The sequence below is a fragment of the Pseudomonas sp. GW821-FHT09H03 genome (genome assembly GCF_059415945.1).
Genome location: NZ_JBWKOF010000015.1, coordinates 30,719 through 45,687, shown reverse-complemented (window position 1 = coordinate 45,687; position 14,969 = coordinate 30,719). Strand labels below are relative to the sequence as shown.

The 14,969-nt window shown below is 46.9% G+C and carries 6 protein-coding genes; all 6 read right to left on the bottom strand.

The annotated features are described in order from the left end of the window. Positions 1–4 precede the first annotated feature (4 nt). From dpdJ to dpdE, 6 genes are read right to left on the bottom strand one after another with little or no spacing between them, the layout of a single operon-like run. Positions 5–4,462 carry a protein DpdJ gene (gene dpdJ, locus AC07OG_RS20725; protein WP_495067945.1) on the bottom strand — a complete coding sequence of 1,486 codons (4,458 nt, stop codon included), beginning with the start codon at positions 4,460–4,462 and terminating at the stop codon, positions 5–7. After that, on the bottom strand, positions 4,462–5,214 hold the full coding sequence (locus tag AC07OG_RS20720) for a hypothetical protein (protein WP_495067944.1): 753 nt from the start codon (positions 5,212–5,214) through the stop codon (positions 4,462–4,464). The genes dpdJ and AC07OG_RS20720 overlap by 1 nt, the downstream gene beginning before the upstream one ends. Continuing rightward, positions 5,201–8,275: a protein DpdH gene (dpdH, locus tag AC07OG_RS20715; protein ID WP_495067943.1), complete on the bottom strand. Its 3,075-nt coding sequence runs from the start codon at positions 8,273–8,275 to the stop codon at positions 5,201–5,203. The genes AC07OG_RS20720 and dpdH overlap by 14 nt, the downstream gene beginning before the upstream one ends. Further along, the gene (gene dpdG, locus AC07OG_RS20710; protein WP_495067942.1) at positions 8,272–9,174 is read right to left on the bottom strand and encodes a protein DpdG; all 903 of its coding nucleotides are present in this window, start codon (positions 9,172–9,174) and stop codon (positions 8,272–8,274) included. Before dpdG ends, dpdH begins: the two co-directional genes overlap by 4 nt. Beyond that, entirely contained in the window at positions 9,174–11,648 is a 2,475-nt protein-coding gene (gene dpdF, locus AC07OG_RS20705) for a protein DpdF (protein ID WP_495067941.1), read from the bottom strand. The genes dpdG and dpdF overlap by 1 nt, the downstream gene beginning before the upstream one ends. After that, positions 11,648–14,728: a protein DpdE gene (gene dpdE / locus AC07OG_RS20700; protein WP_495067940.1), complete on the bottom strand. Its 3,081-nt coding sequence runs from the start codon at positions 14,726–14,728 to the stop codon at positions 11,648–11,650. The genes dpdF and dpdE overlap by 1 nt, the downstream gene beginning before the upstream one ends. Positions 14,729–14,969: the final 241 nt, after the last annotated feature.

The window sequence follows — 14,969 nt, the reverse complement described above, 5'->3', positions numbered from 1 at the left end:
ACTCTTATAAAATGGCCTCAGCCAGTTCGATTCTCAATACCATGCTATCCTGTAATCGCCTAATAGCACCTATACGGGGATACAACCAAAGTCCCGAATGATCAACCGGATTTAGCTGAATCTCGGCTATTAGTTTAGAGATAGAGGCAATCTGTGTACGCGGAATTAAAAGATCAACACGCCCTACTTTTTTTAATAAGCGATGTAATTCAGCCAAATAATCATCTGTTAACTGTACATACGACGCTTGCTCAGCAAAGAGTAGGCTCCCTAGTAGTCGCTCAGTAGTGGCGATACCCGCTTGGAACGGATTATAGTAACTCATTTCAGACTGACGGATAGCGTTACCACGCGGCCACAATAACCCCTGATTACGACATAGACCCTGGAACACTTCAATGGCAGACGCCTGAGCACCGAGATCTTTTGTGGATAAAGCATGAGCGGCGATATTCAACCCCCACTCTAAGCCACTAAAATCTTCTAATTTTCGCCATCGCTCCAGCAAATTTAGAAGGTACTCATCGGTGTTCATATTGCTGCCTGGCCTAAGTGCTCTTGAGTGCAAAACACTTAAAAAACTGTGGCTAAGGGCAAAGCCTTCACGAAGCAGAATACGGTGTAACTCTGCGTTGGCAGAACGCCGCTGATGCAAATCACTACTTCCACGCACCTCAGCAAACGAGGCGGCTAGGTCCCCTCCTTTCACTACCAGGCCGAGCAACTGAAAGAGATCAAAGTCAATTTGTTCATAGTCACTTGGCTGCAGACTGCGAGCAAAAGTATTAAGTACCCGCAATGGGTCCTGAGAATACGCCAGTTCTAAACGAGTGATGATGCCATTACCACCCGCCTCGGCCTCACTCAACCAAACCTCCAAGTAGTCCTCACGCCAAAACGCATCGGCAAATACAACCCGTTCATCAACATCGGGCAGCAACACACACATGGATTGCTGCGCTGCCGCGGCCAGAGTATTGGCCAGCAAGTCGCGCGTCCATTGGACGAACTCAGGCAATATATACACATCAGACCAAAGTGCCTTTGAACATACATTTAGGCTGCAAAGTAGATCATCTCTATCTAGCAACTCCCGAAGGTCTGCCTGTAACTTTTGTTCTTGCACCGACTCTAACTGCTCATCGGGCTGAAATAAACTTTGTGGAATGTTGCGCAATCGCTCAATACCGGCATTCGAGTGCAACCTACTCATCGCACTGATTAGTGGTTGCGGATCGTCTGAATTCAAATTTAGCAATTCACCCGCGACTGCAGCCAGATAACACTCAGCGATCCAATTGGCCTTAAATGGGTCGCCACCAAAAATATCGAGTTGATCCACAAGATGCCGAAAGTAGATCGGGCGCAACCCTTTTAAGACCTGCGGATCTTCTAATATGCCAGTTAATACCTGATCATTTACGGCAAAGCGCAATCGCATTCCATCAACCCATTGCCGGGCACCAATAGCGACAGTTTCGCCATTACGGTGCCAATCAAATCGAATTCTAGTAGTTGCTCCCTTGGTGAATCGTAAGTTGGCATTTGCAGCAGTACTAAAACGCAGAATCTCCAAAGATGTCATTTGCTGATGTAAGCAAAAAGTCACATCAACCAAATGCTGCCCCCAACTGCCAACAGGGGGGGTGTGCACCTCAGTTAGATCTGTAACGCGAAACTCAGACTGCCACATTAGTCGCGCGTTACTTTTCTCAGACAGGCCTAATTTTGGTTCTAGACGCCTGGTAAATATGGAGTTAGGGCGCAATACCTTCAACACTTCACCCGCTTCACTAGCAACAGTCCCTTCATCACGTAACTGCTCGCCAAAAGCCTCACAGACATCAAACCCGAACTGCTGAATGGCATCCGGTTCAGGCACAAAGTCTTCAGGCACTAACCAGTCAGAATCGAGGTTACTATCAATAGCGTATCGCTTAGAAATTCGCCCTGGGGCAAACTCACGCAGGGCTTGAAAAATCGGTAAATCCGTCCATTCGATACTTGCCTCCTGCCCACGCACCAAAGCAACAAACACGCTCGGCAAACTAAGCTCAGCAAATAGCGCCTCAGGAATAAATTCCGAGAGCGGTGAACTTCCTTTAACCATATCCGCCCAAGGTAGGCCGTTAGCGCTCCAGTCTGTTACCAGTTTGCGCTGCAATGTAGGCAGTACTTCAAGCATAATTGAACGCGGTGGCGCCCAGAGAATACGCTTCAGCGTATCGTCATCGATCTGCAGGGCATCTTTCAAATAGGTTTTGAACTGTTCTTGTTGACTACTTGGTCGTACCAACTGCTGTATTAACACAAGCAGTTTCTTACAGTAGTTCCTATTAATTTGCGGTTTGCGTAGAATCGTCCAAACGGCACCGCTACCTAACTGCACACTGAGCCAGTCGAGCAGAGCCATAGCGGCCTGCATTTTTTGAATATGGCTGTTTTGCAGCGGTAGACCTTGCCGCTTGATCTCGGGGTTAAGCAACTCTTCATAGCGTTGAAATGCGACTCGATCACGGCCAAATTCGGAAAGAATGACAAGCATCCAGGGACGCATGATGCGCGAGCGACCGGCACGCCCCTTGCGCTGTAAATAGGATGCAACATTACGCGGCGCTTTGTGTTGCAGCACAGCCCCAACCGCCGGATCATTAAAGCCCACCTCAAGAGACGCCGTGGCAACAATAATCTCTGCATGAGGATCAACCCCGGCGTCTTGGCTCGACGTGCGTCCGATCACGGCACGATCCGCTTCATCAGGCAAATAATGGCCTATCTCAACCCCGACTCGCCAATCTTGCCCCAGACGAACTCGTTCCTGAGGATGAACAGTAACTTGCTCGCCATCCTGGCCATCCAGTGGACCCCGTAGGCTAGCGAGAGAGGGATGATGAGCCTTAAGCCCCCACTTGCTGGTACGCCACCCCTCGGCATCTGCCAATTGATGATAGAGACGGTTATTCGCATCCAAATCGTCAGTAAATACAAAGGTTTTACAACCCCAAGTACCGAGTGAGCGGCTCCTTCGCGCATCCAAAATACGCCTAGTTAGCATGCAGGCCTGGATGGTGGTTGAAAGCAATGCAGTCTGAGAAACTGGGTCGCCACGGAGTACCATTAGGTACTCTGCGCCCTCATCAATCATTTCATCAGCCAACGGTTCGATCAATTCAACATGTTCTTGGCGCGCACCGACCAGATCGGCGAAAAAGCGCGCTGCATCTGTCAGGGTTGCGGATAATCCAACAAAATGAGGACGGCACTGTGCACGCGTCATCCAGCGCCTAAGTAAATAAGCAACTTGAGCTCCGCTGCTACCGCCGTATGTGTGTACTTCATCAAGTAACACCAACATTGGACCTGCCGTCGAACCAACCCCAAATAAATGATTACAACTGAAATCACCAAGCTTGCGGTTGAGCATTTCAGTGGTAGTAAATAAAATGTCCGGAGGTTCGGTTGTCTGACACCTGCGAGTCAGCGCAACCTCCTCACTCGTAACTCTATGCCCGCAGCGACTGCACTTTACTTCTTCATTTCCTGCGCTCCACTGCATCTGCCCAGAGCAACTTTTAGTTGAGCAGCGTAGCAGGTCAAATTCTGGTTTTGCCTGACCAGTTTTGTAATCCTTCCCAGCGACGCTCCAGGTGTACGGTGTGTCACCGTACAATGCACCAATACGTATTTTCCGCCCGATTTTATCTTGCATCAACGCATCAAGTTTACGGCACTGACCCCAAGCTTCCATGAACTGGTCTTTGAGAAGTTCGTTACGCGGGTAAATTGCCAGAATTCTCACTCGCGGAGTAGCATCACTCAATAAATCCGCTGCCAGTGATGCAAGACCAGGCAGATAAAATGACAATGTCTTACCGCTGCCGGTTCCGGCACAAACAATGGTGCCAGAAGCTTGGCTAGTACCTTCGCACTGCTCACTGCAAGCTTGAAGGATTCGCGTTGTTGCGCGAGTCTGAAAACCAGCCATGCGCAGATTGCTGTCAGGATCAATTAAGAGATCGATTGCCGATTTCAGATATTGGGCATTACGTAGTTTCGGTAGTTGTAACCACTGCGGTAACTGTTGGGTTACATTCTGATCCCGTTTGGGATAACTGCGCGGGCGCCGAACAAAACGAAAATCCGATACCAGAGTACGAGACCGATCAAGCGATTGACCTAAGAACCATTGACGCAGATTACAATATAGGTGTGCCGCTTCACCCATTCGCGTGCGATACACATTGGCCAGGCCCTCTGGGTGAGGCGCTTGAATAAGCATCGCATGCTCAGTTAACGCCATCAGTACATCGTAAGGATCCTGATCGGGAAGCACTTCTTCCAAGATCGTTAGCACTTCATCAACACTGAAGAAACCGCCTGTATCACCCCAGGCGAGTAAGCGTGTTTCATGCTCTTCTAGTTTATCCAAGCACGCGTGCAATTGCCCCAATGTATAGCTCATCAGTAAAGCTTCCGACTGATAGTGTACTGGCCAAGTTGCTCATTTTCTGTAAGCCACTGCAAAGTCTCTGATGTCAGCATCGACAAAGGTGCCTGCGCTTTATTACCGGGTTGGTTGAGATATTTAAAAAAACTTCTAACGTCTGGAGGCAAATCGAAAACCATTCGCTCGCGGGTTTGTCGCATATTTGCAGCCAGCATTTCAAGATCTTGTATTGTCCAGACATTTTCCGGAAGTCGTCTAATACCCGCATCAAATTTTCTCTGAAACTCAACATACTCTGTATACAACTGATCAACACCTGGAATACCACGCTGAGTATCAAGTAGTATCTGCTCTACTCGGCAAGAATTATCCAACTGGGTAGTCCAAGCCTTCCAGCAAGACTGCACTTTTTCCTTTAATTGAGCGTCCAATTCCGCAAGTACTACATGCGCATTATCAAGCGCGTCATCTTGGAGGGCAGCAGATTTCTTCTGTTGCCAAACTTCAAAAAATGCCTTTAGGTTCGTAATTGCCTTACCGCACTGCAGTAGCATCTCTGGGCTAAACTGCATTCTCTCGGGCGCATCTTGCGGTAGAGCTTTGAGCACTTCCGTGCTGACCTTTCTCGCCTTTAGGCTATTTGCAATATCTAGAAAACGCGCATAGATATGTTTACAGTCCTCTATAGCTTCCCTAGATCGCTCTGAGGACTGGCTTAACTGCTGCTCGCTTCGTAATTCTTTGATCTGCTTTTCAAGCGGGCTCATTGTTGGCCTCCTGCAGATCATTAATTGTTATCAATAAATCATTAAGTTGACTCTCAACACTAATTTGAGACCGCGCAAGAATATCACCACCCCACTGCTTATTGCGACTCACTAATCTCGGCATTACGTAGTTATAAAAGCCCACCCAATACCGAAGAACCTTTACAACCCCTTCAAGCTTCTCACCGTTAATTTTATTAACACGCTGAAATCGCTTAACAACATCCGCCTCATCACGAAAGTCTATAAGACTCTTAATCACAAGCCAGTTTTCATATGAACTTAATTCAACAAGCAATGCCTGCATTTTTTTTCCGTTAGGAATTTCTCCAGGGTAGAAATCTCCATCTGCACTGACGTCCCGAATCAAAGCAGACATCTCCTCCAGTAAAGTACAAAAATCATCGTGCCGAGTGCAACCATCTAATATCTCAACGCACGATATAGATGACTCCAAGAAGCTACTTACCAAATTAGACAGCTTTATTAACGAAGGACCAGGAATGTTCTTTACTTTCTTAAACGCTTTAAGCAATAGGTCACCATCCATTCCATGGTCATTATACGAGACCAATTTCAACCACGCTTCCCGCTGATCATCCCAAATCGCTAGCGCTTGAGTTCGTACTTGCTTTAACTCAGGACAGTCTATCGTAACTACCAGAGATCTAATTTCGTCAGAGGTTTTAAGCAGTTCATTCATACGTTGACGATCGTTAGTGCTGTCCGCCATCAACCCAAGCAGCATTGCGGACTGCATTTGCGTACTGAGCAAACCGGGTAAGGTTTCCCGCAACTCATCTACCAATGTTTGCAACACATAAGGCACCCATCGCGATGCAAAGCTTTGATAAAGTAGGTAGTCCTCAAAGCCGTTAGGATAGTTCCAATCAACACCACGAACAAATTTCGGATTAAAAATCTCATAACGTAATATCGCAAGAGATACCCCCTGCAGAAACGATAATTTTTGCTGATTATTTAGATCTTTCTCAAAAAAGAAACCAACCTTGCTTCCTGCAATATTACCCATAGCAAGTGGAATATCTATGTCACCTCTAATTTTTAGAGACGGAACCACCCTCACACCTACCCGATCGGCATGTGCATACAAGTCATACATACGCAAAAGACCGGACCGTAAATCTCTCGCCTCGTCTTGTCCTAATTTTTGTTTACCTTCAAACCAGCAACTTAGCGACGTCTCCAACTGACTTAACTTTTGCAGATTAAGATCAACTTTTTCCGGGAGTTCGACTAGCTTAGTGCTTAATTTGTTCTGAGGAATTTGAGCAGAAGAAGCAGTTACTAGCGCAGGAGAAAACACTCCACTTTTTAGTATTGCACTTAGCCCACTTAAACCAAAAGCATTTGCAATTCGCCGATCTAATTTATCCTGCAACTCCTCAAGGGAGGCACTATCATACCCCCAGATTGCTGCGACGATTTTGCATCGCTCAGGGTATTCAATTTTTTGCAAACTACTTGATAACCCAACTCCAACTTTAACTCCGGAAAACCCAACTGGTGGAAACTCCTGAGTTATATATAAACTTCGATAATCACGCAGTGTACGCAATAGAATTTCATTTAGTATTTGACGAGGATTAAATTTCAGTTCCTCATCACCCTTACGACAAAATTTATCAGCAAGCGCTGCAATCGCATTTCGATTAAAGGGAAATAATGGCGCACCAGAAACCGAAACGCCAAACGCTTTAAGCACCTCACCATCATCATCGGGATCAGACCAAATTGCAGGCCAAACTCCGCCATTTCGGCCCAACCACGAGGCCTTTAAAGCCAAACTACCGTAGCGGGCCGCATTCAAATAACGACCACAAAAGTCAGTAATCCGTTCTAATGTTTGCGCACGATCTAGACCGTGATCGCGAATATACCATTCATATTGAGCACGGGTTTTAATAGTATCTTGCCGGCGCAAATAGCCCTGATAACCGTCAGTGACGGCAATAGCGGAGCGTAATGTGCATAGTTCCTGCTCGCCATCGCGTATTGATTCCTCCAACAAACTATCAATTAAGACATCTTCGATCGCAGAAATGGCAGCCATATCCTCGACCAAAATCACCAACGTACGATTTTGCAACTTTAAAAACCGACGAATACTCTTAAATAAATCTTGAAAACTGCCACCATTGAATTGAAATAACTGCTGAAAAGCCGTGCGTGTCGAGTCTCCAAGAACCTCATTCAACACCCGTGCGGCACTTTCTCTAGCTTCAACCTCAGTATTCAGTCGAGTCTTACTGACACACAGACGCGCATTAAGTGACAAGTCATCCAAATTAAAACTAAAATCAAGATCCTTAGCCTTGACGTGGTAATCGTTGTCACTTAACTCTTCATCATTAGCCCCCTGTGTTAGGCGACTGGCTGACTGGTATATACAATGTTCCGGGCCAAGTAAGTTTTTTTTAAAATTAGAATCTGTAATTAACTCTGAAAGCCCCTGCCCCGGGAGCGTATATTTTTGAATATCTTGTAACCGCTGCTTTTGCAAACCCGTTAACTTTTCACGATTTTCGGGTCGTTCACGGAGTGCTTGCATCTCCAAAGATGCGCTCTGGTGCAACCTCTGCAACTGCTGCGACATAAATGTCAACAACAGATCTGCAACCTCTTCAGTTTTTAACTGCTCACCTACAGAATTAATCCGCTTACGTGCTTGATCAAAATCATCGCCTTCTAGCCCCGCCAATAGTATTTCAAGAGCCTGACGAAGACTGGCGTTTTTTGGAATTCGAACCACGTGTAAACTTGCATATTCGGGATGTAGTTTTAGCTTGGCATCAATCCAGCGAATAAGATGAGATTTACCAACTCCGGACTTCCCTATCACGGGAATCGGTCTCTCTACCGAAAGAAAGTGCTTTAATAAATCGTCTTCGTTGCACGGTTGATCCTCCCCCCCCCCTACACGCAACAACTGCATAGGCTCATGAACTGCTAGCAGAACATGCTCTGCAAGTTCCTCTGCCTCAGTCCGTATACACTGTCCAATGTACTCATCCCGAGGCCAGTAATTAATCAAACTCATACTGTTACCTCAGGTACGTAAAAAACCTCACCAATATAACGAACCACCCCATTCGGCAATTCTAATTGCATACTATTTTTATCATCGGAGGCTTTATCAAAACGCAAGCGAAAAGTATTCTCCAAGCGTACCAAAGCATGACTTAGTGCAGGGCTAACCCGATTTTTGTCTTGAGGATGCCAGCCTAACTCTTGCATTAATGGTTCAAGCAGATTCCGGAATCTCCCCCCATCTAATAGCGGAATCTGCTCTGATAGCCGCGCAATAAATTTCATTAGCGATAACTTATCTTCGCCGCCAAACACAGTATCTAAACAAGGTTCAATTGCGCGAGTAGGATCAACAATGTAACCATTATTAAATGGTTCTAGAAACCCCAAAAAATCACCGTACTGTAAAAATACTGTCAATTCGTTAGATAAATTTAGGCTTCGGTCACCAGGCAACCAAGTATTTACCGCTTCTTGTGCATTACCGCTTTTACCAGATTCTAATATGGCCCCCCCCATGAATGTGAACGCTTGTTGCGCCAACAGACAGGTCATAGCTCGAAAAAATGGTTCTACTCGCTTATCATCCAAAATAGTTTGATCTGATGCCGCTCTTGAATTAGAAATTATTAGTTCTAATACTCTTGCCGGTAGATTTTTTTCTGTCGCACCTGCAGGTGCTGAAATCATGCCCTTATCATCTTCCGACCATAAACCTTCTTTTATCCAAAAAAATAAATTCTCTTCAAAACGCTTTTTAGCACCATCTGATTTAGGTAATAGTTCCGGTCTTAAAGCCTCTGAAATTTCAGACCTCGATATTGACCTATCTCTTCTCAGTAGTACGCGATCAATCAGGTGCAGCAAACTTAAACTGCTACCTGGATGTGCATTATTCACCATTGACATTAAGGAAACTCCTTTGAAAAGCTTAGTAACTCTCTACTATCGGGACGTGTTTCCCACCAATTTCGGCTAGGTGCCAGAGGGTCTGCAGTTCTCTCAGGGGCTACTATCAACCGGGGAGGCGGATCAAACTCAGTAACAGGAAATTGCGTTTCCCCGGGCATTAACAAAACCAATTCTAACCAACCTCCGGCACAGTCGTGTAGTCCTAGTGAGCACCAGAATGGCAACGATTTTAGCGCTTCATTTTGGTACAACTCCTCTAGCACTGCTGGACTAGCACGTATTGCCTGAACTTGCTTAGTACGCAATATGCTCTGCAACCATTGACGCCACTCGTGCAGCACAGCCTTAACCGTCACCCTCGGGTACAATTCGGGATTGTAGCGAACACGCAACAATAGCGAATCCGGCATCCAATTGGGTATCTTGGCCAACGGAATGCCCCTCAGTTCGAATGATGTTCCTAGAGTGGGCTTGAAAACTTCGCGCCCAAGATCACGACAACCAGGGCAACCACCGCAACTGTGTTCAGGCACGACCCCACTTGGTCGATAGAAATCGCCCAACAATAGACATAATCGCTGCTTTGGTTCCTTTAACCATCCAGTTAAACGAGCAAACCCTGCGGACCTCACTTGTTTTTCTTGGTCTCGACGCTGATTTACCTGCTGCCAAGCTTCAACTGTCCGATGGGTATCAATGAGAATTTGAACTCCAATCCGGTCGTAGTACTCCATAAAGTACTTACTTTGCTGTTGCTCAATCTCAGGAGAAGTCTCACCTTCAAATTGGGGAGGTTCAGGCGGTGGAAAGAAGAGTCGAATCATCCCTGCTCTTTGCATCAACTGCAGAGTCTGTAAGTTCCATTTTTGGTTCCGCTCACTATGCCGATGCACCCCCCGACGCAGGGCTGAACGAGAAACCGTTAACAAATCGCTGCTAGTCTTTTTGGTCTGCAATAACGTCTTCCAGCGCTCCAACCCTAGACCTGCAGAAATTAATTTCTCTTGCGATAGGCTTTTCGCTAGGTGCAACTGACCTGAGTGATAAATTATCCAAGACCAACATGCGTTCCCATCGCGCCCCCCCCGACCGGCCTCCTGATAAAACCGATCCAAACTTTCAGGCACAGATGCATGCAATACCGAACGTACGCCGGACTTATCCATACCCACACCGAAAGCAGAAGTCGCAACCATAATATCCAGTTCGTCATTACCCCACTGTCGAATCAGTTCGTCACGTTGATTTGCAGGGGTTCCACCATGGAACAAACCTACTCTTGCAAACCCCCGGCCGAGTAGCAAATCCCTCCAAGACTCAGCCTCTTTTTGTTTAGTTGTATACAAGATCAACGGTCGAGGCAAACGCAAAATCGCTTCAAACACTGCGCAATGATGCGCCTTAGAATCAATAGTTTTAAGCACATTAAAATTCAATTCTGGGCGCAAAAAACCACCGTGAACTTCAATGGCTTGCTCTCCTTCAAGAAGAAATGAATCCTTCAACAGTTGCAGCGTCGACTCGCTGAATGTTGCTGACATCAGCACTGTTTTTATGCTTTCTTTCGAGTACTCCCTCAGCGAGCGAAATAACGGTGCCAACAATTGAAATTCCGGGCGAAACTCAGATCCCCATTGATCGACGATGTGTGCTTCATCAACAATCAAAGCCTCCAATTGCCCTTGTTCTGCTAGCCGAAAAAGCGTCGGCCGCAATTTGCCGATCGCTGATTCTGGGGAACAAAACAAAATACGTTGACTACCTTCTTTCAACCGCTCAAGAACTTGCTGAGTCTCAACTTCAGATTGGCCGCTATACAACGCATAACTGCCACCATGGCAACAACCAGCGCGATTAAGTACTTCAGATGCACGGCTTGCTTGTTCCAGCGCCAATCCCACGGTTGGCACAATGGCTAATACTAATTTTTTCTTGCCTGCGAACAGACTTAACGCATGAATAACCAGGGTCTTTCCACAACCGGTTGGCAGATTTATGATCAAAGTGCTGTCTGCAGGGGAGGTTAAAACTGTGCGAATGGCAGCTTGCTGCCCAAGCCCTTGATACGAAGTGAAATGCTCATTTTTAAGTCTCTGTCGCAAAGAAACATCCATTGTTACAGGCTTTAGATGACGACGAACGTGATGACCATAGACGGCAAGTTCCTGTTCATTCAGAACGCCCTCCATGCGCACGTACTTAGTCATGACATTTCGGGCAAGTCCCGCGCGCAAAAGATACCTATCATCCACAGAGCCTTCAGGTAGCAGCAATACGGGATCGCTAATTCGATTCGCCAGTGCACAACCCAAGGCATCCCTACACACGGCTGCGCGGTCTGCCGGAGTTGATATTGGATCTCGAAAAACCGTTAGTAACCGAATGAAAAAAGACTCAGTCAGGGAACCCACTTCGATAGCAAGATTGGGTGCCGACAGTGCTATTTTTAGTGCATTCCACTCCGCTTGCATCATGCCTCCTTTAGCATTTTTTCGGTACACACAACTACCGCATGCATGGATAGCAGATGAAGTTGTGGAGCAGACGACAAAAGCTGAGTGTGGGGGGAGGCCGTTAGAGCCCACTCTCGACTATTTGATTTTATGGTTAAAACCATTTTCTTCCACTCGGCGACTGGTAGAAGTGTCTCCAAGACAGGCCAAACGTCATTTCGTAAATTGATATCTTGAAAGGCAAGATTAGGTTTGTTGTATGGCCATTCTATTGACTTCAACGTGTTCTGAGACACAACCGGACTGCCATCCTCAGCCAGCCAATGGCTCAGCATTGAAGGCAACATCAACTCATCGCCTCTGAGTTGCTCCAGGCGCCCAGCGCCCAACTTAGTTGCGGTTACCAACCAAGTGAGACGGAAGAATATTTTTGGCTGCCTTATATCGCTCTTTTTTAGCACACGCATAAAAGCGCTGGTTGCACCGCGCGAGTCGACTGTAATCAAATTATAAATTGAATCTACAAACGGCTGACCATACCGAAATGGATATACACCGGACTGACCAGCAACTTGGGCTCTAGAAGCACTCATTGGTGCGGTTGCCGGAGGATTGCCACTTTTGGGATCGATACCGGTTAGGCAGGTAGCAACAAAAGTATGGACGTCCACCAACGTCTTGGTTCCCTCACGTGAACCCTCTACAGCGAATCGGAGTCTAAAAGGACCTTGCAAACCACCTTCAAGATTGAAGTGCAACCCCTTAGTCATCCATGCGCACATCCGTTTTGCTTGCTCTTCTGCTGAGTCGTCGGCATCAGCGATTTGTTCCGCGAAATCCTTAGCCTCACTAACTTCATCATCTAGCGCCAACAATTCTTCCTGTACTTTCACGCGACGTCGCTCACGTAAAAGCAAGCCATCGTTGCCGCTCAAACCCGAGGCGCTACGGAGCAGCGCCTCATCCCCCGACGTAGCTACAGTTTTCCAACTGCTTTCAAGATGCTCTTCCAGTACATATTGCAAACTGGCTACAGTGTTGTTGAACAAGCCTACTGACAGATCTAGGACATCAATCCAGCGGCGGATTAATCCGTCATGCGCAGGAAGTAGAGCCAAACTTTCTACCGGACGCACCCCGACCAAGTTTGCACTATAACGATTCAGTCGCCCAAGTCGCTGCTCAATACGACTGAAGGACCGTGGCAAACTGTAATGTACTGCAATTCGCTGACCACCATGTAAGTTAAGACCATCCTCCCCACGAAGGTCACATACCAACACTCTTATAGAACTCACTGGGCGGACGAATCGTAACTCGCTCCCGGGAATATAACGCTCAATCGCTACATCTAACTCGCAAGCCAGCAAATTTAATAAATGTTGTGCAACCTCATCGACACTACAAAACACTACCGCTTTTCCGTCTTTATGTTCAGCAAGCCAGTTGCGCAGGCTTTCAACTAAGCATTTATCTTTTTCTATCTGTTCATGAAGGGCCTGCTTAGAGATACAATCAAGCAACTCCTTTTCAGCCTGCCTCAGCGAACCTGACAGACGTTGGATGGCCTGATTAGCGCGTCGACCGACTAGTAAAGGGCTGACCAAAAGATCATCGACCCATTGCAAGTAAACCTCTGCACTCATGGCTTGGAAATCATCAGGTTCGCGACTTGCTTGACTGCGATACTCCTCCAGCAACAAATCCAAAGACGGCATTTCCGCTGTCAATGGCCAATAACTGCGTTTCAAGCCAGCAAGACCTGGAAAAAGCCATGCCAGTTGCTGCGACTCGCGCCGGTTACGCAACATGCGATGGTGCAGTCGATAGTGCTCACCGATATAACGCCGTAAGGTTTGGACTGCCTGTATTCTCAGATCCCCGCTTTGCTCAGCAAAAAAATCTACGAACGGAAGGGTCTCATTCACTAAAAATTGCAGAGACTGATCATCAGGGAATTTGCTCACCAAATTTTGAAGTATCTGCTCCAAAGCTGCATTGGAATTGCTTGGCGTTAGGGCACTGTACCAACCACCGACTAATTCCCGCTCTGCAATCTGGGCAGTAAAACGACGCACTCCCTCCTCTGACAATTCATAAGCCACAGGACTAAGGCAGTGCAGCATTGCCAAAAAATTCTTTTCATTACCGTTGATCGGAGTACCAGAAAGAAGCAGTACAACAGAGGCCATCTGACAGCTTTCGGCCAAGGTGTGAAAACACTCACGCACAACAGACTGTTGATCCCATGCCCAAGGCGCAATTTGGTGCGCTTCATCGACCACCAGTAAGGTAGGCGACCACCCCTTGATTACACTATTTACGCTTTCATGCGAGCAAATTCGAATCAATCGTTCCGGCTCAGCTTGAGTTGCCAACAATTCACTAAGGTGGAATCGCCCAGACAACTCATTTCGCCATTGCTCGATAAGAGCCTCAGGTACTGTGATAAGCACTCTTGAGTCGTGTTTTTTTTCTAGCACATGCTCACGAATGATCATGCCAGCCTCGATAGTTTTACCGAGTCCTACTTCGTCTGCTAAGAGGTATTTAGGTATTGGATCCTGTAGCACTCGACGTACTACTGCAATCTGATGCGGTTCCAACTCAACACTACTACTCGGAATTGACGAAATTGAACGACAGGCTGCGCGCTGCTCGATATAGGCGCTCAAAAAATCATGCCGTAAGGAACAAAAATACGGTGCATCATTTGACCGTGCAGCTAAAAACGCCGCAGGATCCAGGATTTCTCCCGGCCCTATATTCAGGCAGTTAATTTGATCAACATCGACCTCTTGCTGATCTCCATCAGCCCGAAATATCACTAAGTGTCTGCTACCAGGGCGAGGGCCGGCGTATCTACCTCTCCTCCAAATGCCGCTTTCACTATCCTGACAATACACAATCGACTCTTCGTACAACTGTGCACTCTCCAGCAAAGCAACGTCTACGATTCTCTGTCGACACTCAGTATCAGTGGGCGACTCAAAGAATCCCACAACAGCCTCGTTGCTCTTGTGATCCATACTCAGCAATTTCCCTATACCAGAAAAATCACTGGAACAGACGAGATCACCAACCATCAATCCACTCATTCCATTCCCTAAATGTTCGTCATGAAGCGAAATTGGGGCCAACAAAACCGTAACCACTATGGTCACGGGCAGACAGCGGCGAACAGAGATGCCCCAGATCAGGCGTGTCGATTGCTTCGAACCACTTGGAGAGGGCTATCCTTGGAGAACTGTGACCTCTATTGCGCGAGCTAAACGTCACAATATCCATGCTACAAACAGGGTAAAGCAAACCAGGTAAGCCAAGGTGATTTTTGCATTG

Bases quoted from the DNA above. Each gene is read 5' to 3' on its own strand.
- dpdE (WP_495067940.1), bottom strand. From the start codon at position 14,728: ATGAGTGGATTGATGGTTGGTGATCTCGTCTGTTCCAGTGATTTTTCT.
- AC07OG_RS20720 (WP_495067944.1), bottom strand. From the start codon at position 5,214: ATGAGCCCGCTTGAAAAGCAGATCAAAGAATTACGAAGCGAGCAGCAG.
- dpdJ (WP_495067945.1), bottom strand. From the start codon at position 4,462: ATGAGCTATACATTGGGGCAATTGCACGCGTGCTTGGATAAACTAGAA.
- dpdG (WP_495067942.1), bottom strand. From the start codon at position 9,174: ATGTCAATGGTGAATAATGCACATCCAGGTAGCAGTTTAAGTTTGCTG.
- dpdH (WP_495067943.1), bottom strand. From the start codon at position 8,275: ATGAGTTTGATTAATTACTGGCCTCGGGATGAGTACATTGGACAGTGT.
- dpdF (WP_495067941.1), bottom strand. From the start codon at position 11,648: ATGCAAGCGGAGTGGAATGCACTAAAAATAGCACTGTCGGCACCCAAT.